Origin of the sequence: Nocardiopsis dassonvillei, assembly GCF_964273065.1 — a bacterium.
Taxonomy (GTDB): domain Bacteria; phylum Actinomycetota; class Actinomycetes; order Streptosporangiales; family Streptosporangiaceae; genus Nocardiopsis; species Nocardiopsis dassonvillei_B.
This window is the reverse complement of record NZ_OZ186815.1, coordinates 1,153,148-1,175,489: the sequence shown is the minus strand read 5'-3', so window position 1 is coordinate 1,175,489 and position 22,342 is coordinate 1,153,148. Positions and strand designations below refer to the sequence as shown.

20 protein-coding genes and 2 CRISPR repeat arrays are annotated in these 22,342 nt (G+C 73.7%); of the genes, 10 read left to right on the top strand and 10 right to left on the bottom strand.

Features of this window, described 5'->3' with window-relative positions; genetic code table 11:
• The first annotated feature begins 1 nt into the window (after position 1).
• Both ACSUPR_RS05365 and ACSUPR_RS05360 read left to right on the top strand, forming a co-directional pair.
• Positions 2–388: a hypothetical protein gene (locus tag ACSUPR_RS05365; RefSeq protein ID WP_436889815.1), complete on the top strand. Its 387-nt coding sequence runs from the start codon at positions 2–4 to the stop codon at positions 386–388.
• Complete coding sequence (locus ACSUPR_RS05360) at positions 385–717, top strand: PRC-barrel domain-containing protein (protein WP_436889814.1); 333 nt, start codon at positions 385–387, stop codon at positions 715–717. Before ACSUPR_RS05365 ends, ACSUPR_RS05360 begins: the two co-directional genes overlap by 4 nt.
• Before the next feature lie 401 nt (positions 718–1,118).
• Here ACSUPR_RS05360 and ACSUPR_RS05355 read toward each other — a convergent pair whose 3' ends face one another.
• Positions 1,119–1,574, bottom strand: a complete 456-nt coding sequence (locus tag ACSUPR_RS05355; RefSeq protein WP_436889812.1) for a DUF6098 family protein — start codon at positions 1,572–1,574, stop codon at positions 1,119–1,121.
• Between the two features lie 290 nt (positions 1,575–1,864).
• On the opposite strand from ACSUPR_RS05355, the gene ACSUPR_RS05350 reads away from it, so the two are divergent.
• From ACSUPR_RS05350 to ACSUPR_RS05340, 3 genes are all read left to right on the top strand, one after another.
• Positions 1,865–2,539 carry an HNH endonuclease family protein gene (locus ACSUPR_RS05350; protein ID WP_436889811.1) on the top strand — a complete coding sequence of 225 codons (675 nt, stop codon included), beginning with the start codon at positions 1,865–1,867 and terminating at the stop codon, positions 2,537–2,539.
• A 509-nt stretch (positions 2,540–3,048) separates the two neighbouring features.
• The gene (locus ACSUPR_RS05345; RefSeq protein WP_436889810.1) at positions 3,049–3,600 is read left to right on the top strand and encodes a lytic polysaccharide monooxygenase auxiliary activity family 9 protein; all 552 of its coding nucleotides are present in this window, start codon (positions 3,049–3,051) and stop codon (positions 3,598–3,600) included.
• 237 nt (positions 3,601–3,837) lie between these two features.
• Positions 3,838–5,086: a CRISPR direct-repeat array (repeat unit 29 nt; unit sequence GTGAGCCCCGCGCACGCGGGGATGGACCG).
• 374 nt (positions 5,087–5,460) lie between these two features.
• On the top strand, positions 5,461–5,985 hold the full coding sequence (locus ACSUPR_RS05340; RefSeq protein WP_436889809.1) for a hypothetical protein: 525 nt from the start codon (positions 5,461–5,463) through the stop codon (positions 5,983–5,985).
• A 164-nt stretch (positions 5,986–6,149) separates the two neighbouring features.
• Here the strand turns inward: ACSUPR_RS05340 and ACSUPR_RS05335 are convergent, their stop codons facing one another.
• On the bottom strand, positions 6,150–6,890 hold the full coding sequence (locus tag ACSUPR_RS05335; protein ID WP_436889808.1) for a helix-turn-helix domain-containing protein: 741 nt from the start codon (positions 6,888–6,890) through the stop codon (positions 6,150–6,152).
• A 54-nt stretch (positions 6,891–6,944) separates the two neighbouring features.
• On the opposite strand from ACSUPR_RS05335, the gene ACSUPR_RS05330 reads away from it, so the two are divergent.
• Positions 6,945–8,177 (top strand): MFS transporter, encoded by a 1,233-nt coding sequence (locus ACSUPR_RS05330; protein ID WP_436889807.1) that lies wholly within the window; start codon positions 6,945–6,947, stop codon positions 8,175–8,177.
• Positions 8,178–8,815: 638 nt separating this feature from the next.
• On the opposite strand, the gene ACSUPR_RS05325 is transcribed toward ACSUPR_RS05330, so the two are convergent.
• Together ACSUPR_RS05325 and ACSUPR_RS05320 are read right to left on the bottom strand one after the other, a co-directional pair.
• Positions 8,816–9,532: a response regulator gene (locus ACSUPR_RS05325; protein ID WP_436889806.1), complete on the bottom strand. Its 717-nt coding sequence runs from the start codon at positions 9,530–9,532 to the stop codon at positions 8,816–8,818.
• Positions 9,533–10,120: 588 nt separating this feature from the next.
• Positions 10,121–11,063: a CRISPR direct-repeat array (repeat unit 29 nt; unit sequence GTGAGCCCCGCGCACGCGGGGATGGACCG).
• A gap of 17 nt (positions 11,064–11,080) precedes the next feature.
• On the bottom strand, positions 11,081–11,626 hold the full coding sequence (locus ACSUPR_RS05320; RefSeq protein ID WP_436889805.1) for a 3'-5' exoribonuclease domain-containing protein: 546 nt from the start codon (positions 11,624–11,626) through the stop codon (positions 11,081–11,083).
• 559 nt (positions 11,627–12,185) lie between these two features.
• Here ACSUPR_RS05320 and ACSUPR_RS05315 point away from each other — a divergent pair.
• Complete coding sequence (locus ACSUPR_RS05315; protein WP_436889804.1) at positions 12,186–12,533, top strand: VOC family protein; 348 nt, start codon at positions 12,186–12,188, stop codon at positions 12,531–12,533.
• 238 nt (positions 12,534–12,771) lie between these two features.
• Here the strand turns inward: ACSUPR_RS05315 and ACSUPR_RS05310 are convergent, their stop codons facing one another.
• From ACSUPR_RS05310 to ACSUPR_RS05295, 4 genes are all read right to left on the bottom strand, one after another.
• Positions 12,772–13,524, bottom strand: a complete 753-nt coding sequence (locus tag ACSUPR_RS05310) for a metal-dependent hydrolase (protein ID WP_436889803.1) — start codon at positions 13,522–13,524, stop codon at positions 12,772–12,774.
• Positions 13,525–14,572: 1,048 nt separating this feature from the next.
• Positions 14,573–15,004 carry a hypothetical protein gene (locus tag ACSUPR_RS05305; RefSeq protein ID WP_436889802.1) on the bottom strand — a complete coding sequence of 144 codons (432 nt, stop codon included), beginning with the start codon at positions 15,002–15,004 and terminating at the stop codon, positions 14,573–14,575.
• A complete protein-coding gene (locus ACSUPR_RS05300) occupies positions 15,001–15,219 on the bottom strand; it encodes a hypothetical protein (protein WP_436889801.1) in 219 nt (72 codons plus the stop codon). The genes ACSUPR_RS05305 and ACSUPR_RS05300 overlap by 4 nt, the downstream gene beginning before the upstream one ends.
• The gene (locus ACSUPR_RS05295; RefSeq protein ID WP_436889800.1) at positions 15,219–15,353 is read right to left on the bottom strand and encodes a hypothetical protein; all 135 of its coding nucleotides are present in this window, start codon (positions 15,351–15,353) and stop codon (positions 15,219–15,221) included. The genes ACSUPR_RS05300 and ACSUPR_RS05295 overlap by 1 nt, the downstream gene beginning before the upstream one ends.
• A gap of 729 nt (positions 15,354–16,082) precedes the next feature.
• Here ACSUPR_RS05295 and ACSUPR_RS05290 point away from each other — a divergent pair.
• Both ACSUPR_RS05290 and ACSUPR_RS05285 read left to right on the top strand, forming a co-directional pair.
• Positions 16,083–16,937: a helix-turn-helix domain-containing protein gene (locus ACSUPR_RS05290; RefSeq protein WP_436889798.1), complete on the top strand. Its 855-nt coding sequence runs from the start codon at positions 16,083–16,085 to the stop codon at positions 16,935–16,937.
• A gap of 10 nt (positions 16,938–16,947) precedes the next feature.
• Positions 16,948–17,139 (top strand): DUF397 domain-containing protein, encoded by a 192-nt coding sequence (locus ACSUPR_RS05285; protein WP_436889797.1) that lies wholly within the window; start codon positions 16,948–16,950, stop codon positions 17,137–17,139.
• Positions 17,140–17,617: 478 nt separating this feature from the next.
• Here the strand turns inward: ACSUPR_RS05285 and ACSUPR_RS05280 are convergent, their stop codons facing one another.
• The gene (locus ACSUPR_RS05280) at positions 17,618–18,562 is read right to left on the bottom strand and encodes a hypothetical protein (RefSeq protein WP_436889796.1); all 945 of its coding nucleotides are present in this window, start codon (positions 18,560–18,562) and stop codon (positions 17,618–17,620) included.
• An 84-nt stretch (positions 18,563–18,646) separates the two neighbouring features.
• On the opposite strand from ACSUPR_RS05280, the gene ACSUPR_RS05275 reads away from it, so the two are divergent.
• Positions 18,647–20,047, top strand: coding sequence for a PLP-dependent aminotransferase family protein (locus ACSUPR_RS05275; protein WP_436889795.1), 1,401 nt, complete (start codon positions 18,647–18,649; stop codon positions 20,045–20,047).
• A gap of 274 nt (positions 20,048–20,321) precedes the next feature.
• Here the strand turns inward: ACSUPR_RS05275 and ACSUPR_RS05270 are convergent, their stop codons facing one another.
• Positions 20,322–21,542: an MFS transporter gene (locus ACSUPR_RS05270; RefSeq protein WP_436889794.1), complete on the bottom strand. Its 1,221-nt coding sequence runs from the start codon at positions 21,540–21,542 to the stop codon at positions 20,322–20,324.
• Positions 21,543–22,342 lie beyond the last annotated feature (800 nt).

The window sequence follows — 22,342 nt, the reverse complement described above, 5'->3', positions numbered from 1 at the left end:
GATGTCCGACGGTGTGAACGGGACCGTGTTCCGGATCGGTTTCACGGTCCTGGACCGCCAGATCGTCGACGCGGAGGGCGGCGACGTCGGCAAGGTCGACGATGTCGAGTTCACGTGGTCCGAGGGGGAGCCGCCCGCCATGACGGCGCTGGTCGGTGACACCGCCGCACTGGGCCCCAGGATCGCGGGGCGCTTGGGGCTGTTCTGGGAGACGGTCCTGGACAGGCTCCGGCCACCGGACGGGGAGCCCACCCGCATCCCGCTCGAGAACGTGGAGGAGTTCACACCCACCACGGTCCTGAACACGTCCGCTCCGCGGGGCATGCGCCCCCTGGAGGCCTGGGTCGCAGAGCACCTCATCGGCCGGATCCCGGGAGGTCGGCGGTGAGGCGGCTGCGCGCCGGTGAGCTGATCGGCCTGCGGGTCGTGGACCGCAACGGGCAGGAGGCGGGCTCGGTCCAGGACATCGTGGTGCGCCACCGGGAGGGGTCCTACACGGTCCTGGGGCTGGTGGTGGGGCGTTCGGCGGTCGCCGGGCGCTTCGGCTACGGGGACTCCCTGGAACCGCCGACGCCGTGGTCGCACCTGCTGGGCTGGCTGCGCCGGCACGAACGCTACGTGGAGTGGAAGGACGTGGTGGCGCTGCGGGAGGACCGGGTCGAGATCGGGGTGGAGCACACCTCGCTGCCCCGCCGCTGGCGCGACGACGACACCTGACCCGGGAGAGGAACCGGTGGGCGCGCGGGTGTGCGCGCGGGCGGGCAAGCGGGTCGCGGAGCGTGGCGGGAGGCGCGGACGGACCGCGGGTCCGCGCCGCGGACCGGTCTCCGCGATCGGCAGGGGCGTCCGGTCCGAGTGGCCGCGGGGGAGAGGGGCGGTCGGAGAACGGCCGCCCCTCCACCCTCCCGCCACCAGGGGGCGCCGAACAGTTGGAACACCCGCCCCTATGGCAGCGGCCGTCCCCATCACCAGGGCGGGCGCCGAGGAGCAGGAGGGGCGCCCGAACAACCGAGCGATGCACGGACGGGGCTTCCGCCCCGACCGTGGGACGGCCTCTTCGGCACCGGGACGAGGGGCGCACGGACGCCGAGGAGCGCCTCGGCGCCGGGGTGCCCGCCTCAGTCGTCGGTGGGGCCGCGCCCGGCCTCGAACCGCCGACGGTACCTCTCCAGCGCTTCGTCCATGACGGCGGTGCCCAGGCGCGCGACCGGTTCGACCCGGTCCAGCAGGGGCTCGTGGTCGGGGCCGCGGGCGACGACGCGCCCGTGCAGGGCCCATCCGTAGCGGTCGGTGTCCTCCTCGGCCAGGGAGGCGTACTTGCGCACCTGGCGGGCGAGCCAGTCCTCCAGTGGACGGGTCCACCAGGGCTCCGGCGTCAGCGGGGTCACCGACAGCCCGGGCAGCTCGAGGCCGCTCTCGTAGTCCTTGCTGACCACGGACGCGTCCCGCTCGGGCCCCTCGGAGTAGCGCAGGTAGAGCGGTCGGGGGTCCGACACGAGCACTGCCAGGGCTCGCAGGTCCCGGGCCACGGGCAGGCCGTCGTGCTCAACGAAATCCGGTCTCGTCTCCGCCATGGTGCGCGACTACCCCTTCGCTCCGGCGCCACACCCGGCCGTCGGCCGTCACCACGTCGGCCCGGCCCACCCGTTCCTCCTGTGCCCCGGCCCCTCCGGCCCGCCCGTCCCGTGCGCGGTGTCCGCCCGGTTCGGGCTCCGATCAGGGGCTGTTCTGCATGCCGGGTGACGGTACGGCATATCGGGACGTTCCTCCTGCGCCCCGCGTGCCGTTCCCATCCGCCCGAGGATACGTCGGAGAATCACGGCGCGATCACATGGTGTGACGAAGTTTTCTGGAAAGGCCATCCGTGTCCCTGTTCACGCGCTTCTCCTTCCTCGCCACGGCCGTCCTCGCGGCGACCGTGGCGTTCCCCTTCCAGGCCCAGGCAGAGGTCCAGGACCGGGGCGCCGCCGCCCCGGTCCCCCTGGCGGAGGCGGTCTCCGCGCTTCCCGTCGCCGAGGAGGGCCGGGCGGGCTACGACCGCTCGCTCTTCCCCCACTGGGTGGACGCCGACCGTGACGGGTGCAGCACCCGGGCCGAGGTCCTGCTGGAGGAAGCGGTGACCGCGCCCGCGGTCGGGGAGGGGTGCCGGATCTCCGGCGGTGAGTGGTTCTCCTACTACGACGGGGCGACCGTGGCCGAGGCCCGTCTGCTGGACATCGACCACATGGTGCCGCTCGCGGAGGCGTGGGACTCCGGTGCCTCGCAGTGGAGCACGGCGCGGCGCCGCGACTTCGCCAACGACCTGGGGGAGCCGGTGGCGCTGGTCGCCGTCACCGCGCGCGAGAACCGGGCCAAGGCGGACCGGGACCCGGCCGAGTGGCTGCCCTCCGACGAGGGGGTGCACTGCCGGTACGCCGCCGAGTGGACCGCGGTCAAGACCAGGTGGAGCCTGTCGGTGGACGCTGCCGAGAAGGACGCGCTCCTCGCTCTCGCAGAGGGGTGCCCGGACGAGGTCGTGGAGACCGAACCCGCCTTCTGACGCTGGACGGCACGGCCCGGCTGCGGGCCCGGTGCCCGGGCCGCGCCATGACGGATCGGGGGGCGGTCCCGCACCGGGGGAAGGGAACAGTGGCCTTCCGGTCAGGTCTAATGCCTTCTGTCAGGTATGCGGGGATTGGTCCACCCGGGGGAGGGGCGGACCACCGCCGCCCCGGCCCCGGGTTCTCCCAGTTCCCGTTCCGCGCCGCCGCAGCGGCGGCCCCGTACCGGGGAACAGGCGGCCGCCACTGGTCCTGCGCGCGGTCCGGTCCCCGGTGCGGACCCTGCCCCACCAGCGGTTCCGACGTTCGGTCATGGGTCGGTTACCGCGGTTCGGGGAGGGGGAATCCCTGGTGCACAGGGGAGGCGCCGAAGCAGGTCCTCCCCGCATCCCCCGAGCGCTCGCCTTCGCCCCGGGCCGGTACCGGCCCGGGACTCCCCCAACGGATTCCCGCTACCCGCCCGGCCCTTGCAACGCCGGGACGTGATCCATGACCGAAGGACCCGCACATGTCGATCCGTAAGTCCGATTCCCCCCGCCCCCGTAAGACCCACCGACTCCGTGCCGCGGCCGCGCTGGCGGCCGCCACCACCCTCTTCCTCGGCCTCATGCCCGCGGGCACGGCCAACGCCCACGGCTACATCTCCAACCCGATGAGCCGCCAGGCCCAGTGCGCCGCGGGGATCGTCCAGTGCGGCGGTATCCAGTGGGAGCCGCAGAGCGTCGAGGGGCCCAAGGGGCTCATGCGGTGCGACGGCGGCGTCGGCCGCTTCTCCGAGCTGAACGATGACAGCCGGGGGTGGCGGGTGACCGACGTCAGCCGCGTGCAGAGCTTCACCTGGACCATCACGGCGGCCCACTCGACCTCCACGTGGGAGTACTTCATCGGGAACCACCGGGTGGCCGTGTTCAACGACAACGGGGCCCGCCCGCCGTGGTCGTTCACCCACACCGTGGACCTGTCGGGGTACAGCGGGCGGCACAAGCTGCTGGCCCGCTGGAACGTCGCCGACACGGCCAACGCCTTCTACGCCTGCGTGGACATCAACATCCGCAGCTAGGAGGTCGTGGTCCAGCGGCCCGCTCCCGCGGGTAAGCGGGATGCGGAAGCCCGCCCGGCACCGGCGGTGGCGTCCCGGACGCCATGGAACCCCGCCGGGGCCGGGCGGGCCCAATGCCGAGGGGAACCCGGCCTTGAGCCCGCCGGGCCCCTCATGCGACAGTGACCGGGACGGTTGCCGTCCCATAAGCGCACATAACGCGGAGATAACGCTCTGCGTTTTCCCAGGTCGTTAACCGTGAGCCCCGCGCACGCGGGGATGGACCGCCGCCGCGGTCGTCGGCGTACCGGTGCCGGGGGTGAGCCCCGCGCACGCGGGGATGGACCGGCCGCCTCGGTCGAGGTCCCCGACGGTACCCGGTGAGCCCCGCGCACGCGGGGATGGACCGCCCGGGACCACCCCGCCCTACGCGTTCCCGCTGTGAGCCCCGCGCACGCGGGGATGGACCGAGGCCGCCGCTACCGCTCGGGAGCACCCCGGCGTGAGCCCCGCGCACGCGGGGATGGACCGCTGGACGAGGCCGACGTCCCCGAGGAGATGCGGTGAGCCCCGCGCACGCGGGGATGGACCGAGGTCTTTGCACTCGCCGAACAGGAAGGGCTGGTGAGCCCCGCGCACGCGGGGATGGACCGGCGGCGGCTATCTGTGACACGCGCGAGGTGGCGTGAGCCCCGCGCACGCGGGGATGGACCGTCACCCGCCAGCGCCAGGCCGCGGCCCGCGAGGTGAGCCCCGCGCACGCGGGGATGGACCGTTCGCCCACCCGTCCGCGACCAGGTAGATGGTGTGAGCCCCGCGCACGCGGGGATGGACCGTCGCAGGCCAGCCCCCTCATCGCGGGGTCAACGTGAGCCCCGCGCACGCGGGGATGGACCGACCCTGGCGAGCATCCCCGACCAGGAGCTGCTGTGAGCCCCGCGCACGCGGGGATGGACCGCTCGTGGCCCGGTTCCAGTCCCAGCACTTCGGGTGAGCCCCGCGCACGCGGGGATGGACCGCTCGTGGCCCGGTTCCAGTCCCAGCACTTCGGGTGAGCCCCGCGCACGCGGGGATGGACCGACCACCCTGTTCCGCCAGCTGGCCGTGTGCACGTGAGCCCCGCGCACGCGGGGATGGACCGAACGTGAACGCCAGATCCCGGCCGCCGAGGTAGTGAGCCCCGCGCACGCGGGGATGGACCGTCGATCAGCTCCGCGACAAGCAGCGACAGGTTGTGAGCCCCGCGCACGCGGGGATGGACCGATGCGGATGCCGCTGGTCCTGATCTGGATCGAGTGAGCCCCGCGCACGCGGGGATGGACCGCGCTCAACGGCCGCGGGTGGTCCCGGCGGCGGGTGAGCCCCGCGCACGCGGGGATGGACCGGCCATGGCCCGCTGGATCTCCTCGATGGTGAGGTGAGCCCCGCGCACGCGGGGATGGGCCGGCGCTGGTCGTGCAGGTCGAAGCCAACGCGGTGTGAGCCCCGCGCACGCGGGGGTGAGCCGGGTTCGTACTCGGGCCGGTCGGGGCTGCCACAAGCCGACACAGGTGGCCGTGTTCGGATGCCGCCTGCCCCCTCCCGCCTGCTCCCGTGTCACCGCTCGCCGGCCGTGTCCCACAGACGGGCGTGCGCTTTGTCGTTTATGGGGCCGTACGGGGTGCGGCGCCACCCCTTCAAGGTCAAGCTTGGGTCGGCTTTGGTTCTGCCCGCGCGGTGTTCGGCGCTCTGACCAGCACAGATGCATGCAGTCTGTTCCCGGACAAGCACCCCGGCCCGCAGGGGCCCGTGCGCCCGGCACCGCTCCCGAGGTCGGTGCCGGACCCGGCTCAGCGGCCGGGTGGGCGGTTCGCGAGGGTGCTCGAAGCTCAGGGAGACACGATGTCGCTAAGTGCCACACGCCTCACCGCGGCCGCGGTGGCAGGGACCGCACTGGCGCTGCTCGCGCCGGTGGGCGCGAGCGCGCACAGCACGGTGGAGAAGGACCTGGCCGTCGCCAAGGCGGCCACCGCCAAGTACCAGGACGAGGCCGAGGCGATCGCCGACGGCTACCTGCCGACCGACCAGTGCGCGCAGAGCCCTGACGGCGTGATGGGCTACCACTACGCCAACCCGTACCTGATCGACCGCAAGCTGGACATCCGCACCCCCGAGGTGCTGGTCTACCAGCCGGACGGGTACGGCGGCCGCAAGCTCGTGGCGCTGGAGTACTACTACGTCGACGCCGACCAGGACGTGGAGACCGACGACGACCGCCCCTCCCTGTTCGGGCAGCCGTTCGACGGGCCCGACGAGGGCCAGGAGCCCGGCCTGCCGGTCAACTACACGCTGCACGTGTGGCTCTGGCAGCACAACCCGAGCGGCCTGTTCAGCCCCTGGAACCCGGCGGGTTCCTGCGGTTACTGACCACCGGCCGCCCGGCCCGGTGACCGCGGCCCCGGAGCGCTCGCTCCGGGGCCGCGCCCGTGTCCGGGCGGCCACGGCCGCCGGCGCCCTCCACCCCAAGCGCCGGGCTCCCGCCTCCGAGCCCCGCCTCCCCGCCCCTGCCGCCGCGACCCCTTGGCCGGGTTTCACCGGTACAGCGAGCCGGGGGTGCGACCGAAGGCCGCGCGGAAAGCGGAGATGAACGCGCTTGGCGAGGAGTACCCGCATGCGGCGGCGACCCGCGTCACGGTCCACCCCTGCGCCAGCAGCAGGGTGGCCCGGTGCAGCCGGAGCTGGTTGCGCCAGACGGTGAACCCCATGCCGACGCCGTCGCGGAAGAGCCGCGACAGCGTGCGCTCCGACGCCCCGACCCGCCTGCCGAGTTCGGCCAGGGTCGGCGCGGCCGACATGTCCGCCTCCACGAGGGCCTGCACCTCGCGCAGCCGCGGATCGCGCAGGAGGGGCAGCACCGTCGGCGGTTCCTCTGCGGGCCGCACCTGGTCGACGAGCACGCCGAGCATGCGCCGCTCGGCCGGGGTGGTGGCCGGGCCCGCCGCCGAGCACGCGATCACCAGCTCCCGCAGCAGCGGCCGCACCTCCACCAGCACAGGCGCACCGGACGGAGCCCCTCCGCCGCGAACCGGCACGCCGACCAGGTGCACGGTCGCCGCGCCGTGGACCTGCCAGTGGTGCACGGTCCCGGCGGGCACCCACACCGCGCGTGTGGACGGGGTGAACCACGTACCGTCCTCCACCACCACCTCCAGTACGCCGGATCCGGCGTAGATGAGCTGGTGGTCGTCGTGGAAGTGCAGATCCACCTCCGCGCCGGAGGCGAGCACGCGGGTGTCCGTGGGAGCGGTCGGCGTGTGGCGGATGTTCGACATCACTCGGCGGATTATAGAAAGCGCGCCATCCCCGGCGGACCGGAGACTGGGCCCATGCCCTCCTCCGTTCCCCGCGCCGGCCGCACCGGCGCCCGCCTCCTGGCGTACTCCCACGCGACCGTCGACTTCTACCAGGGCGCCCTGGCCGCCCTGGTGCCGTTCCTGGTCCTGGACCGCGGTTACGGCTACGCTGCCGCGGCCGGGATCGTGCTCGCCGGTTCGCTGTCCTCCTCCGTCGTCCAGCCGCTGTTCGGGGCGCTGGGCGACCGGTGGCCGATGCGCTGGCTGATCCCGGTGGGCCTCGTCGCGGCCGGAGGGGGCATCGCGGCGATCGCCGTGTCCGACTCCTTCTGGGTCACCGCCGCCTTCGTCGCGCTGTCCGGCACGGGGGTCGCCGCCTACCACCCCGCCGCCGCGCGTCGGGCGCGGGAGATCAGCGGTGACGACCACGTGGTGATGTCCTGGTTCTCGCTGGGCGGGAACCTCGGCTTCGCCGCCGCACCGCTCGTGGTCGCCGCGACCGTGGGCGTCCTGGGTCTGGGCGCAGGCCCGCTGCTGATGGCCCCCGCCCTCACCGGCCTCCTCGCCCTGGCCTGGGCCGCCCGCACCACGCCCTCCGGGGGCGCGGCGGTGCGGGTCGCACGCGCGCCCGGGGTCGACGGCGGCGGCCGCGACGACTGGCGCTCGTTCGTGCTCCTGAGCTGCGCGATCGTCTGCCGCTCCATCGTGTTCGTCGGAATCGGCTCCTTCCTGGTGCTGTTCGTGCACCGGTACGGCGGGATCGGCGAGCCGGGCGGCACCGCGGCGCTGTTCGTGTTCTACCTCGGCGGCGCCTTCGGGACCGCGCTGGGCGGCCATCTCGCCCGGCGGTGGGAGCGCACCCGCATTCTGCGCTGGGCCTACGGGGCGGCGGTGCCGGTCCTCGCCTGCCTGGTGCTGTTCCCCGGGCCGGGGGTGTTCGTCTTCGTCGCGCTGGCCTCGCTCCTGCTGTACGTGCCGTTCTCGCTGCACGTCAGCCTCGGACAGGACTACCTGCCCCGGCACATGGGCACCGCCTCGGGGGTCACCCTGGGTCTGGCGGTGTCCGTCGGAGGGCTCGCCTCCCCGGTGATCGGTGCTCTGGCCGACACCGTCGGGCTGCGGTACGCGCTCGCGCCCCTGATCGTCCTGCCCGCGCTCGCCTGCATCGCCCTCATCCGGCTGGGGGAACCCGCCCCGGCGGTGTCGTCCGGCGGAGGACGGCGGCCGGCTGAGGCTCTGCCCGATCGGCGGCGCGGAACGGACTGAGCCGCTGCGGGGAGGTGCGGGGGGCGGTGGTCTTCTCCGGGCACGGCCGCCGTCGCCCCGGCCCGGTGCGCGTGCCGCGGCCTTTCCCGTGCCAGGAGGCCCGTGTTCCTCTGCGGACATGACGGGGCCCCCGCGCAACGCTCGGTCGCGCGGGGGCCTCCGTGTTCCCCACCGGACCCTGCGAATCCCCCGATAGCGGCGGTCCGGTTCGGGTCGGACGCGCTCACCCCCCGTGGGCGCCGACCCGGCACCCGCGCCTTCTCCTCGGACCGTAGAGCCGTGAAGGCCTCCCCCGTGGCCCGAGGGGTGCGCAGGTGCACACTCCTCCGTCTACCCGTGTGGAGGCGCGTAAACACCGGGCGGCCATGTTTCTTTCTGAGGCTTGGGGACGGGCCGTCCCGCACCGTCGATCTTCGGGGGCTCCCGAACACCGGCGTCAGGAACCGCTCACCGTCTCCGGGCTCCTTCGCCTGCGGGGACCGGAGTGGGAGGAGCGGAGAGGTCGGCCGCCGGTGTCTCCGCGGCAGCGCGCGCCGGACGGGAAGTGTCCGCCGAGCAGCCGGAAGCCCGTGCCGAACGGAATCCCTGCCCCGCGCCCCGGCCACGGCGGGGACGGGGCGCGGGACAGGGGAGGAGGGTCACAGGTATCCGGCGCGCACCGCGTAGATCGCGGCCTCGGTGCGGGAGTGGACCTGGAGTTTCTCCAGGATGTTGCGGACGTGGTTCTTCACGGTGTTCTCGGTGATGAACAGGCGCTCGCCGATGGTCCGGTTGTTGAGCGACCGGGCCACGAGCTTCAGGACCTCGGCCTCGCGGGGGGTGAGCTGGGGGAGCACCACGGGCGCCTGCGGGGTGCTCTCCTGCTTGGCCAGTTCGGCGAACTCGCCGATGAGCTTGGTGGCCATGCTGGGGTTGATCGAGGGGCGGCCCGCGGCGATGGTGCGGATGGTCTCCGAGATGTCGGTGACGGCGATCTGCTTGAGGAGGTAGCCGCTGGCGCCGACCTTGAGCGCGTCGAAGAGGTCGGCCTCCTCGTCGCTCATGGTGAGCATGATGAATTTGGTGTGCGGCACGGCCTCGCGGATGCGCGGGCAGGCCTCGATGCCGCGGGCGTGCGGCATCCAGACGTCCATGAGGACCACGTCGGGGCGCGATCCGGCGGCGAGCCGAACGGCCTCGTCACCGTCCCCGGCCTCGCCGACCACGTCGATGTCGGCCTCCTCGTCCAGGACGGACACCAGTCCGCGGCGGAAGAGGGCGTGGTCGTCCACCACCATGACCCGAATCGGGCCATCCGGGTCAGGGGCTCCCGCTGCGAGATACGGCTGGTCAGGGGAGGGGGGGTGAGGGCTCACTGAAAACTCCTTTTGCGCACGAACCGAAAAGCGGATTACTTCTTTTCGCCGTCGCGTCCCTCGCCGTGGGAGGGGCTTTCGTGCCCGATGTCGGCGGACCTGCGCGAATGCTGGTCGAACGCGCAGGTTCGGCTGTCGGCACGGGTCGTGGGGGGTGAGGCGGTCCGAGGGCGAAAGCTCACTTCATATCTCCTTATGAAGGAGGTTGTGAGGGCGTCTGTATGTTCTCACAGGGAACTGATCTGCGGTGCGCGATTCGCGGTTTGGGTGATTTGTCCAGGCTGGCTTCCCGGCGGGCCCCTGTGTGCGGGAGTGGGTCGGATGCCGCCGAACCGGCGGTGCTGCGGGGGCCGTGTTGGTTCCGTCCGGGGAGTGTCTCGCACACCGATCATGCGTCAGGGGCTGGTCGGGTTCTTGATCGTTCGGCAGGGGGACGGGCATCCCAGATGCGCTTTTCGTGGCCTATGAGAGCCGCGAGCACCGAGACCGCTTCGCGGCTCGCACAAAAGTGGATAATGGGGTAGCTCTGGCTCCTTTCAATGAAGATAACGCGGAGATAACGCCTCGCGTTTTCCCAGGTCGTGAACTGTGAGCCCCGCGCACGCGGGGATGGACCGTAAGGAGGGCCCATGCCCACCAGCCTGGCCGAGTGAGCCCCGCGCACGCGGGGATGGACCGTCTTTCGCGATGGTCTCCAGGCCGTCCCCTGCGTGAGCCCCGCGCACGCGGGGATGGACCGTAAGGAGGGCCCATGCCCACCAGCCTGGCCGAGTGAGCCCCGCGCACGCGGGGATGGACCGTCTTTCGCGATGGTCTCCAGGCCGTCCCCTGCGTGAGCCCCGCGCACGCGGGGATGGACCGTAGGTCGTGCGCCCTCTGATTAGCCCGCCTGTGTGAGCCCCGCGCACGCGGGGATGGACCGTCGCGGACTACCGCGACGTGTTCGACCACCTCGTGAGCCCCGCGCACGCGGGGATGGACCGGCCCGCAAGGTCGCCCGCCAGGAGCGCGCCGCGTGAGCCCCGCGCACGCGGGGATGGACCGGCGTCCGACGCATCGTCGATGACGGGGCCGAGGTGAGCCCCGCGCACGCGGGGATGGACCGGCCGGCAGCACCGACCCGATCATCCCGATCGAGTGAGCCCCGCGCACGCGGGGATGGACCGGCCCCGGCAGCCGAATAGGCCCGGGGCCTTCGGTGAGCCCCGCGCACGCGGGGATGGACCGAACCCGCGCAAATCCCTGGGCACCCCCGAATCGTGAGCCCCGCGCACGCGGGGATGGACCGCCGAAGGCCGCATCCGTGGCGCGACCATCGGTGTGAGCCCCGCGCACGCGGGGATGGACCGCGGCCCTGGGGGGAGCCGCTTTGTCTCGCACCGTGAGCCCCGCGCACGCGGGGATGGACCGGTTGTGGGGGTCGAAGCGGCGGTTCGTCTTGGGTGAGCCCCGCGCACGCGGGGATGGACCGGCAACTCACCCGACCCCCACGCCCGCACCACATGAGCCCCGCGCACGCGGGGCGGGTACGGGCCGGGCTGCTGATGCTCACCGTGCGCGGTCCAGGAGGCCGAGGGCGCGGGCGCGGGTGAGGTTGTGGCGGGCGTCGGCGAGCGCGTGGTGTTCGTCGCCGGGCTGTTCGGGCAGCCGGGGGTTGCCCTGCCGGTGGGCCTCCTGCCTGAGGTCGTTGGTCCACCTCGGCACATGGCTGGGGACCTGCACCATCGTGCCCCAGCGCTGGGCCAGGACCACGTGGTCGTAGCCCCCGTACCAGGCCCACAGCTCCACGTCGGGTACGGACGCCAGGAAATCGGAGACGAGGCGGGAGATCTGCGCGTGCGGGCGCACGTCGGGGTGGTCGGTGTCCAGGCGCCGTCGGGATCCGCCGCGCACGCCCTGCCGGGCTTCGACCAGGGGCAGGTGGGGCCATACGTGCTTGCCGACCCAGGGGTGGGTGCGCACCAGGTCCTGGTCCATGTCGGCGTTGACCCCGTACAGTTCCCGGCCGTCCTCGGCGACCATGCCGATGGAGATGAAGTGGATGGGGTGCTCGGGCCCGCGTTCGACGAATTCGGTGTCGTAGAAGACCTTCACGAGGTGGTGCCTCTCTTCTTCTCGGGGCGACCGGGGACGGCCGCCCACAGATCCCTGACACCCGGGTCCCGGCGGGAGCGGGGGGCTCCGGGCGGTGTTCTCGGCGCCGAACGCGCTGTGGCCGTGGCATCGTATCCGGGCGCGTTCCGGCGTCGGATCGGTGTGGGCGTCGGTGGACGCGAACGGGAACACCGCCGACAGCGGAAGGACGGCGAGGAGACGGAGCGCCGTGCGGCCGTGGGGCCTCTGCGGGGAGCGGGAGGAATCGGCAGCCCGGGACGACCGGGAACCGAGGGAGCCGCCCGGCCGCCCCGGTGCCAGGCGAAGGGTTCGGGCTCCTCTCTCCGGAGAGGACTTTTCTCTCCGGAGAGGACTTTCGAAGAGGCCGGGGCGTCCCTGCCCGGCCGGGGGAGAGCCGCGACCGGTGGCACCGCGATGGCGGGGCCCACGGATGCGGGAGGGCGGACCGCCGGTCCGGCACGGGGTGGGACTGCTCGCGGGGGAACGGGCGTGAGGTGGTACTCCTGGGGGAAATGCCGTTCCTCGATCGGAGCCATCGATGACCGTTCGCCGTGTCGTGCCCAATGTCCGGTCGGAGGCCATGAGCGAGAACCGCGAGTTCTACGGTCTGCTCGGTTTCGAGGAGGTCATGAACCACGGCTGGATCATAACGCTCGCCTCCCCGTCCAGCCCGGCGGCGCAGGTCAGCTTCATGGCCGACGACAGGACCGCGCCGGTCGCGCCGGACATGAGCGTCGAGGTGGACGACGTGGACGCGGCCTATGAGGCGGTGCGGGAGAGCGGCGCGGAGATCGTCCACCCGTTGCAGGACGAGGAGTGGGGCGTGCGCCGGTTCTTCGTCCGCGACCCCGACGGCCGGGTGGTCAACGTCCTGGGGCACCGCTGACGAACGGCTTTCCGGCCCCGGGTGGGCGCCCGCCGCGCTGTGCCGGGTCCGTTCGGCCGGAGCGGGGCGCCGGCCGACCCGCGAACGGACCGCGCCCGAGCGGGCGCCGGGCCGGGGCCGGTTCCGGCCGGACGCCCGGTGAGGCGGGGGTTCGCGTGGGGCCCGCCCGTCGCCATCGGTGGCGGCCCGGCGGCCCGGCCGCCTGACCGCCTGTCGGCCCGGCCGCCCGGCCCGGCCCTCAGGCGCTCGGCAGCGTCGGCAGCCCCAGTGCCAGGGTCATTCCGGACACGGCCACCGACCCCCACATGATCACCGGCTCCACCCGGCTCTTTCCGGTCTGGAACGTGACCGGACTGTGGAACATCCACCAGCGCTTCCCGCGGACCACGAACGGCCACGCGAGCGGTACTCCGCTGCGGGTGAGCCAGTCCCCGAGGACGTGCGTCAGGGCCCCCGTGGCCACCGTCAGCCCCACCAGCCATGCGGCGCCGCCGTCCGCGAACACCGCACCCGCGGCGGCGAGGACCGCGATCAGCGACGCGGCCAGCTTGCGCCTCCGCAGCGGCCCGGCCTTCCTCATGGCCCGGGCCACCGTTCCCAGCCCGAGCGCCGCCATGCAGAACACCACCAGGCCCAGCCCCAGCGGAGCCACCGCGGCGAGCCCCCATGCCAGCGCCCCGAACACGAGTACCGCGGGAACCGTGTGGGTGAGGTACCGGTGCCCGCCGTCCTTGCCGGCCTGCAACTCGTAGGGCGTGGCGGTCGCCTTGTACACCGCACGGGACGCCGAACACAGCAGCCTGGCGATCCCCTCCGTCACCGCGCCCAGCGAGCGGCCCACCGTGGACCCCGGCTCGTCGAGGTCCGGGAGCAGCGCCGCGCCCGCGCCGACGGCGGCGCAGATGAACGGGTCGGAGGCATGCGAACCCAGCAGTGTGCCGACGGCCGCGCCGGTCAGTACACCGGTCGCGGCATGGCTCGTGCCCATCATCAATGGCTCCAAAGGGGGTCGGTGGGACCGAGTTCGTTTCTCGGACAAGAAGTAGCGCATCCGCCGCCGGTCGCGGCGCAGGGGGTACGGGCGGGGTGGTCCCGGCCGTTCGCGGGACAGCCTTCGTTCATGAGGGGGCGGGGGAGGGGCGGTGCGTTCGCACAGGTGGAAGGGGGCGTGGATGGTCCGGGGCCCGGGGTGGAACAGCGGGCCCGGCCGCGCTGGGATGGTTCGACCGCGGAGACGGTGAGGGGCACGGCCCACGGGCCACGGCCGGGGCGGGTACGGGTGCCGGTTCGGAACCACGCCGGGCGGCGGTCCGCCCGGGACCGCACCGGCCGCCGGACCGGCGGCCGGTGCGGCGGTGAGGAGCACGTCGGCGTCCGGCACCGTGGAACCGCCGTCGCCGCTGTGAGGAGGGAAGCCACCGGCCGCGGTGGGCGTGCTCGGCCGCCGCACGACCGTGTGGGGGAGAGGGGCGGGGTCGGGCCCGGCCGCCGGTCCGTGGACGGTGCACGCCCGTGCGGTGGGGAGCGGCGGGAGAAGAAGCGGGGGAGGGCGCGCGGCGCCCTGTCATCAGCACCGGACGGGGTGTTCTTGGGGTCCCGGAAGGCGTGTTCCGGGACCGGGCGGATGTCGGCCGGGAGTTCACGCGGGGGATCGGGTACCCGGTCGTCTTCGTCGGGGCGGTCCCCATGTCCGTCCGTTGGGCGGTGGAGAGGGCGGGTGGGAACGGCCTTCCTGCTGAGGCCGGTGGTGACTCCGGCGGCCGGAAGTCCGATCGGTCCGGCAGCCCTGCGTACAGGGGAGAGAACACGGACCAGTGGTCGAGTTCGGTCGAGAGGCGGTCGGACCCGACCGGAGGCGGTCCAGGTCGACCACTGGAGGCGCGGGGGATCCGCCGAGCCGGGGTGTGCGGGTGCTCCATCGACATGGCCCTGTACCCCCTTTTTGGTGCGGCGTGCCGTATGTCGGCACCGCCGGATCGGAGCACGCGCGCCCGGGCCCCACCGGGGCCCGGGCACGCATGCTCCGACGGGCGGACGGGTCAGTCGCCGTGGGCGTAGCGGCGGTTCTGTTCGCCGATGAGGGGTGCGCGCAGGGCGCGCTGGTGGGCGATGACGTCGCCCTGGCGGCGGACGGCGTCCTTCTCCTCGTCGGTGAGGTCGTCCGGGATCGGGTCGTTCGCCAGGTCGCTCATCGGGCCGGTGGAACCGGGGCCGGGTTCGGAATCGGTCATGGTCTGCTCCGCTGTGTCGGTCGTTCCGGTGGTGTGGCGGCGGGTCAGCAGGTCCCGCATGGCGGCGTGGTCGGGTGCGGCGAGGCGCTCGTGCGGGTCGCCGGGACCGGTCCAGCCGATGGGCCGGTAGGCGACGACCTCGGTGCCGCCGTTGAGAGCGGGTTCGAGGGTGAGGACCCACCGGCCGTGGATGAGGTCGTCCAGCATCCGGAGGGTCGGGTCCGGGGTGCCGGCGGTCACAGGTCCTCCAGGGGGCTGCGCCAGATGAGCGGGGTGGGGTGGGGGGCGCGTCCGGAGGTGACCGCGACCCGGGTGGTGTGGCCGTGGGTGGCGGCGTAGACGGCGTGGCCTTCGAGGTTCGGGCCGAGGTAGCGGAGCGGAACGTTGTGGTCGTGGGCCCAGAGCCCGAGGGCCTGGATCGAGGGGAACTCGCGGATGTCGCACACGTGGTGCATCAGGCCGCCCTCCCCAGGTTCCAGGCCAGGATGCGCGAGGCGGCCCGTGCGTCCAGCCAGGCCGCGGAACGCTCCGGTGCCGGTACCGGAGCCGGTTCCGCCGGTCGCATGGCGTTGTTGCGGTGCGCGGTCATGCGGGCGCGCAGGCGTGCGGGGGCCTTGTGGGCGGGGGGTTCGTGCCCGGCCGGGTCGGATTCCGTGCGGGTGCGCTTCCCCGCGCGGAGGGCGTGGATACGGGGTCGGGCCGCGAGGGCGGCGGTGAAGCCGGAGGCCGGGACCGGCGCCGGGCCCCGAACCGGGCTCTGAACCGGGACGGGATTCGGCGGCGAGGCCGGAGGCAAGGCCGGGGGCGAGGCCGAAGTGGAGGCTTCCGGGGAGGTCTCCGGGCTCGTGCGCGGCTCCGGAACCCGCGGCAGCAGGGGAACGGTGCCGCCGACCGGGCTCGGCGGGAGGGGCTGGGTGCTCGCCGAGAGCCACCGCCGGACCGCGAGGGTCAGCGGGGCGAGGTCCCGCGCCGGGTGGGTGACGTACATACGGGCTCGGGCTGCTCGATGGGGTCGTCGCCAGCGGAGGGCTTCGCCTGCCAACCAGCGGACGGCCACGAGTTCGGAACAGTTCAGGTAGCGGTATCGCGCCATACGCGCACACCTCCGGTAGGGATGCCGAGTGGGAGGCTCGGCTGCTTCTGGCCACCTCCATATTCACTGCTCCCATAGAAACTTGCAAGCCCCAAGTTTTACAGTGGACTTGTAAGTTCTTCAGCAGCTGGCAAGTTATGTTGCGAGAGGCGTTAAATGTCGGATTGTGTCGAGGTCGGAATAGGATCAGCCCACGATTCGGGTTCTCGGAGGAAGGACTTCGCCGTGGTCAGCCCGACCCTGCGTCGGCGTCGCCTCAGCCGCCTCCTGTTCCAGCAACGTGAACGCTCCGGGCTCACCGCGAAGGCGGTCGCGGCGGAAGCCAAGCGCCGCAGCGGCAAAGCGCGCGGGTGGTCGGAGTCCAAGGTCAACCGGTTGGAGACCGGCGACTGGAAGCGGCTCTCCGTTGACGACGTGCATCTCCTCCTCGACATCTATGGAGTGACGAGCGAGGCGGAGCGCAGGGCCTACGCCGGTTTGGTGAAGGAAGCCAGCCAGAAGGGCTGGTGGGCCACCTATGAGAACGTGCTGGGCACCGGCCAGCTCATCGGCTTGGAAGCGGAGGCGTCCTCCATCCGTTCCTACCAGTCGATGACCGTTCCCGGGCTCTTGCAGACCGAGTCCTACGCGCGTGCGATGGCGGTCGCGAGCGCCATGGGCGAAACGGACGATGTGGATCGCCGGGTGGAGGCGCGCATGCTCCGCAAGGCGGTTTTCAGCCGGGCCGATCCACCGGCGTTCTGGACCGTCATCGATGAGGCCGCGCTGCTTCACATCACGCCGGAGTTGCGTGACCAGTTGCAGCACCTCCTCGAGGTCGGTACCCGTCCGAACGTCGGCATCCAGGTCCTCCCGGTCGCTCACGGCCCCCATGCGGCCATGACGGGCCACTTCGTCATCATGGAGTTCCCGATGCCGGACCCACCGCTCGTGTACTTGGAAGCCGTGTCCGAAGAGCTCTACCTGGAGTCCGAGGAGCGAGTGCGCCAGTACAAGCGCCGATTCGACTTCGTACAGGCATCCGCCTTGTCCGTGGAAGAGTCGCGTGAGCTGATCCGTGCCCGACTGTCAGTCCTCTGAGAAAGCAGCCATGTCAGAAGCACCCCACCCCGTGACGTTCCGCAAGAGCAGTTACAGCGGCGGCCAGACCCAGGACTGTGTCGAGGTCGCGGATCTCCCTTCCGCCGCCGCCATGCGCGATTCCAAGCACCCAGAGGCCGGACACCTGATCTTCGAAGCCGTCGAGTGGACCGCCCTGCTGAAGGTCGCTGTTCGCGGGTGACACCTGTACAGGGCTGAGGCCCCGGCTGTCAGCCGGGGCCTCGTCCATGTTCGCCGGGAGCAATTTCCCAGGTGCGCTGCACCCCGGGCCCAGGTCCGGGGAGGCGCCGGGGCCGGGTGGGCTCCGCGAACCGTGGGCGGGCCGCTGAAAACGGGGACGTCGGTGCCGGCCCGCGAACGGACGACGGCTTGTTCCAGCAGTCCCTGAAGGGCGCACTGCTGCTGCGGCGGCGAGCGGAACGACCCCGCGCGCCGGACCGCCCGACCGTACGGCGGCGGGGTCCGGCGCGCTCCATTCGGCGCAGTCCGCCGCCCGGCCGCGCCGCCCGGTCACCGGGCGTCGTGACGGGCCGGACGGCACACCCGGGTGCGCCGTCTGGGCGGCCGCGGCCATCGCCGCACGGGACCGGGCACATCTGGTGCGCGGAACCACCTGCGTGCCCCTCGCCGCCGGGATGCGCACCCGGAACGGCGGCCGCTCAGGCGACCGGCGCCGCCGACCGGGACCGGCCGGGCACGGGGGCGAAGCCGACCATCAGCCCGATCCCGATCACCGCCATGCCGATCCACGTGCCGAGGGAGGGCATCGGGGCGCCCAGCGCCGTCGCCACCAGGGCCGCCGTCGGAGCCGCCACCCCCGCGGCCAGGCTCGCCGCACCCGCGCCGATGCGCTCGACCCCCCTGAACCACAGCACGAACGACAGCGCCGTCGCGATCGCCCCCAGGTAGACCACCGCCCCCAGCACCGCCGGGTCGGCGACCATCGCCCACCCCGCCGGGTTCACGAACAACGACAGCACCCCGAACACCACCGCGGCCGTCACCGTCGTCGCCGCCGTGTACCCCCACGCGCCCATCCGCGGCAGCGCGGGCGCCCCGAACAGCGTGAACCCCGCCTCCAGCGCGATCAGCGCCAGAGCCATCAGCACCCCGACGGCGTCCGCATGACCCCAGCCCGTCACCGCGACCGCGCCGACGCTCACCACCAGCGCCCCCGCCACGATCCGCCCCGACGGCCGCTGCCCCCGGGCCAGCGGCCCCGCCACCGACAGCACGATCGGGATGCACGCCACCGCCGCCGCGAGCACCGCCGGTTCCGCGTGCGCCGTCCCCACGATCAGCGCCAGGTTGAACCCCACCAGTCCCGACAGCGCCCCCGCCACCACCCACAGGACGTCCCGGCCACGCGGCAGCGGCACCTTCTGCGCGAACAGCCGGGCCAGCACGACGACCGCCACCGCGGCCACCGCGTACCGGGCCGCCTGGACGACGAACGCGGGCATGTCCGCCGTCGCCCCGATCACGGCCACGCTGCTGCCCATCAGGGCCATCCCGCCCAGCGCGGGCCACAGGCCCCACACCAGGGAGGGCGGCGCGGAGGCGGGAGAGGGAGAGGAAGGAGTCAGGGAAGAAGTCTTTTGCACGTCTCCACCCTGGACCCGCTATGGTCCGACGAACAGGACCAAACACATCGGTTCCGACCGGACCAAACCAGAGCGGGGAGAGACATGGCGGCTCAGGGCTCGGACTTCCTGCAACTCGACGCCTCCGCCGTCCCCCGCGGCGAGCGCACCGAGTGGCTGGCCGCCGCCCTGCGCTCCGCCATCGCCTCCGACGTCCTCCCCCTGGGCACCCGGCTCCCGCCCACCCGCGCCCTGGCCGCCGAACTCGGCGTGGCCCGCGGCACGGTGGTCGAGGCCTACCAGCGCCTCACCGAGGAGGGCCTGCTCACCGCCGCCCGCGGCGCCGGGACGGCCGTGGCCGCCCGCCCCGTGGACACCCCCGCCTCCCGCGCCACCGGCACCTGGCAGCCGCCGGTCTTCGCCGCCGACACCGTCGACCTCGCCACCGGCATCCCCGACCTGGCGGCCTTCCCCCGCGCCGCCTGGCTGCGCGCCGAACGCGAGGTCCTGTCGACCGCCACCGCCCGCTCCCTCGGCTACGCCCCGCCCCAGGGCACTCCGGAGCTGCGCGCCGAACTCTCCGCCTGGCTGGCCCGGTCCCGCGGCGTGCGCGCCGACCCCGGGCGGATCGTCGTCACCGCCGGGGTCACCGGCGCCCTGAGCATCCTGTCCCGGGTCCTGCACTCCCGCGGCCTGCACACCATCGCCCGCGAGGACCCGGGCGCCGACGGCAACCGCTCCATCCTCGACCACTGGACCAGCGGCGGCACCGTTCCCGTCCCCGTGGACGGGGACGGCATCGACACCGACGCCCTGGCCGCCACCGACACACGCGTCGCCCTGGTCACCCCCGCCCACCAGTTCCCGACCGGCGTGGTGCTGTCCCCGGAGCGCCGCCGCGCCCTGCTGGCCTGGGCCCGCGAACGCGGAGGCCTGGTGATCGAGGACGACTACGACGCCGAGTACCGCTACGACCGCTCACCCGTCGGCGCCCTGCACGGCCTGGACCCGAACCTGGTCGCGTACACCTCCAGCCTGTCCAAGACCCTCGCCCCCGCCCTGCGCGCGGGCTGGCTGGTCCCGCCCCCGCACCTGCTGGCGGAGGTCGTGGAGGCGCGCTGGGCCGCCGACCTGGGCTCACCCTCCCTGCCCCAGCTGGCCCTGGCCCTGCTGCTGCGCGACGGCACCATCGCCCGCCACCTGCGCACCATGCGGGCGCGCCACCGCACCCGGCGGGACGCCGCCGTGGCCGCGGTCCGCGCACACCTGCCCGGCTGCCCGATCCTGGGGGTGGCCGCGGGACTGCACCTGCTGGTGCTGCTGCCGGACGGCTTCGACGACCGCGAGGCGGTCGCGCGCGCCGAACGCGCCGGGGTGGCGGTGCAGCCGCTGTCGCGGCACCGCACCGCCCCCGGGCCGCCGGGGCTGGTCATCTCGTACGCGGGCCACGGCCCCGCGCGCCTGCGCGAGGCCGTCGCCCGCCTGGGCGCCGCGGTCGGCCTCTGACGGGACCGCGGTGGCCGGCCGCCTGCCCACCGTGCCGCGCCAGGACTCAGAGGGGTCCCGCGGCGAGCCCGTTCCGCGCTGACCGCGCTCCTTGTGAACAGCGCGGGCGGGGCGGCCGTCCGCCGAGGGCGCGGTCCCGCTCCCGCTCCTGCTCTCGGGCCCGGGCCGTGCAGGGTGCTCGCACAGAAGGCCGTCGGTGCGCCCCCGACCCTCGTCCCCTCTTCGGAAGGAAGGAGCGGGCAGGCGCGGTGCGCCCCCCGCCCCGCCGGGCGGCTCAGCGCGCCGCCGTGGCCCCGGAGGCCTCGCGCGCGGGCGCGTCCGCGGACTGCGCCGCACCCCCGAAGGGTCCCTTCGCGCCCCGGTCCAGGAACCCGGCCGTCACCGCGATCCCCAGCCCCGCCACCGCCAGCACGGCGCCGATCGCCGCCGGGGAGGACAGTCCCAGGCCCAGGGAGATGCCCACGCCGCCCAGCCAGGCCCCGCCCGCGTTGGCGAGGTTGAACGCCGAGTGGTTGGCGGCCGACGCCAGTGTCGGCGCAGCCCCCGCCCTGTTCATCACCAGCAGCTGCAAGGGGGTGGTCACCCCGAACCCGACCGCGCCCAGCACCACCACGGACACCATCGCCGTCCAGGGGTTGTGCACGGTGAACGTGAACAGGGCCAGCACCACCGCCAGGGATCCCAGCGCACCGTAGATGGTGGGCCGCAGCGCCCGGTCGGCCAGCGGGCCGACGACCAGCGACCCCAGGGTCATGCCGATACCGAACAGCGCCAGCACCACGGTCACGCCCCGGTCGCCCAGTCCGGCCAGCCCGGTCATCATCGGCGCGATGTAGCTGTACACGGCGAACACCCCGGCGAACCCGAACACCGCCGCCAGCAGTCCCAGGACCACCTGGGTGTTCCCCAGTGCCCGCACCTCGGGCATGAGCCGCCCGCTGCCGACGCGCTCCAGCCGCGGCACGAACACGGCGATGCCGGCCACGGCCACCACCGCGATCGCGGTCACCACCAGGAAGGCGGCCCGCCAGCCCAGCTCCTGGCCGAGCAGGGTGCCCACGGGGACACCGATGATGTTGGCGACGGTCAGGCCCAGGAACATGCGGGCCACCGCGCGCCCCTGCCGGGCGGGCCCGGCCATCTGGGCGGCGGCCAGCGCCCCGGCGCCGAAGAACGCGCCGTGCGGGAGCCCGGCGATCACCCGGGAGGCGAACACGGTCTCGTAGGTGGGGGCCAGCACCGTGGCCAGGTTGCCCACGGCGAACAGGCCCATGAACAGGAGCAGGACGGTCTTGCGAGGCAGCCGGGTGGCCATGGCGGTGAGCAGAGGGGCGCCGACGACGACGCCGAGGGCGTACGCGGAGATGAGGTACCCGGCGTGGGAGATGCTCACGCCGAGCCCCTCGGCGACCTCCGGCAGCAGGCCCATGATGACGAACTCGGTGGTTCCGATCGCGAAGGCGCCCACGGCGAGGGCGAGCAGGGCCAAGGGCATGGTGAACGGGCCTCTCTGACGGCTGTGGAGTGGACCGGGGGGTGGCGTCTGTGCGGTGCGGGGGTGCGGGCTCCGTCGCCCGGGGCCGCCGGGTCCGGACATCCGGCGACACTGGCACAACCGGCACCCGGGTCGTTCTACTTCCCGGTAACCGCCTGGTGGCGGGTGTGATGTCCGACTCGCCGTCCGACCCGGGACGCGGGGGGCGCCGCCGGTGGAGGCGGCGAGGGCCCGCCGCGGAACACCGGGGGAGACGTCCGGGCCGTGCCGCTCCGCCTCGGCGGGGCGCCCGGGAGGTCCGGCTGCACCGGGCGACGACGCCGTACCGCCCGGCCGGTCCGGTCCGCCGCCCGGGGCGGGAGCGGGGTACGGACGCGTCCGCGCATGAGGGGACCATGAGGACGGACCCGAGCCGGGGCCGGCAGGGAAGGTGAGCGGCGCCCTCCCGGAGCGGAGGGGGAGCGGACCGCGGCGACCGTGTCCGGGATCGTCGCCGATCTCGGCGGGGACGTCCTCTCCGCCCGCGCGGCGGCGGCCGCCGTGGCCGTGCACGGACCGCTCCCGGCGGGCCCCACCGGATCCCGCTGCACCCCGCGCCCCTGCGGACCGGTCCCGGCGGCCGGGTGGAACCGTCGGCGGCCCCGGTCGGGGCGGGCTCCGGGGCGGCGGCGGACGCGGGCCGCCCGCGCACGCCCCTGACCGCCGCGGGGTTCTCCGGGCCCGGCCACGGGCCGCACGGCCTCCTCCGGTCCCTGCGGGGGTAGCGTGCGGCCGCGGTCGGCCGGGGCGCGGAGTCCTCG

Bases quoted from the DNA above. Each gene is read 5' to 3' on its own strand.
- ACSUPR_RS05365 (WP_436889815.1), top strand. From the start codon at position 2: ATGTCCGACGGTGTGAACGGGACCGTGTTCCGGATCGGTTTCACGGTC.
- ACSUPR_RS05355 (WP_436889812.1), bottom strand. From the start codon at position 1,574: ATGGCGGAGACGAGACCGGATTTCGTTGAGCACGACGGCCTGCCCGTG.
- ACSUPR_RS05345 (WP_436889810.1), top strand. From the start codon at position 3,049: ATGTCGATCCGTAAGTCCGATTCCCCCCGCCCCCGTAAGACCCACCGA.
- ACSUPR_RS05340 (WP_436889809.1), top strand. From the start codon at position 5,461: ATGTCGCTAAGTGCCACACGCCTCACCGCGGCCGCGGTGGCAGGGACC.
- ACSUPR_RS05335 (WP_436889808.1), bottom strand. From the start codon at position 6,890: ATGTCGAACATCCGCCACACGCCGACCGCTCCCACGGACACCCGCGTG.
- ACSUPR_RS05330 (WP_436889807.1), top strand. From the start codon at position 6,945: ATGCCCTCCTCCGTTCCCCGCGCCGGCCGCACCGGCGCCCGCCTCCTG.
- ACSUPR_RS05315 (WP_436889804.1), top strand. From the start codon at position 12,186: ATGACCGTTCGCCGTGTCGTGCCCAATGTCCGGTCGGAGGCCATGAGC.
- ACSUPR_RS05310 (WP_436889803.1), bottom strand. From the start codon at position 13,524: ATGATGGGCACGAGCCATGCCGCGACCGGTGTACTGACCGGCGCGGCC.
- ACSUPR_RS05300 (WP_436889801.1), bottom strand. From the start codon at position 15,219: ATGCACCACGTGTGCGACATCCGCGAGTTCCCCTCGATCCAGGCCCTC.
- ACSUPR_RS05295 (WP_436889800.1), bottom strand. From the start codon at position 15,353: ATGACCGCGCACCGCAACAACGCCATGCGACCGGCGGAACCGGCTCCG.
- ACSUPR_RS05285 (WP_436889797.1), top strand. From the start codon at position 16,948: ATGTCAGAAGCACCCCACCCCGTGACGTTCCGCAAGAGCAGTTACAGC.
- ACSUPR_RS05275 (WP_436889795.1), top strand. From the start codon at position 18,647: ATGGCGGCTCAGGGCTCGGACTTCCTGCAACTCGACGCCTCCGCCGTC.
- ACSUPR_RS05270 (WP_436889794.1), bottom strand. From the start codon at position 21,542: ATGCCCTTGGCCCTGCTCGCCCTCGCCGTGGGCGCCTTCGCGATCGGA.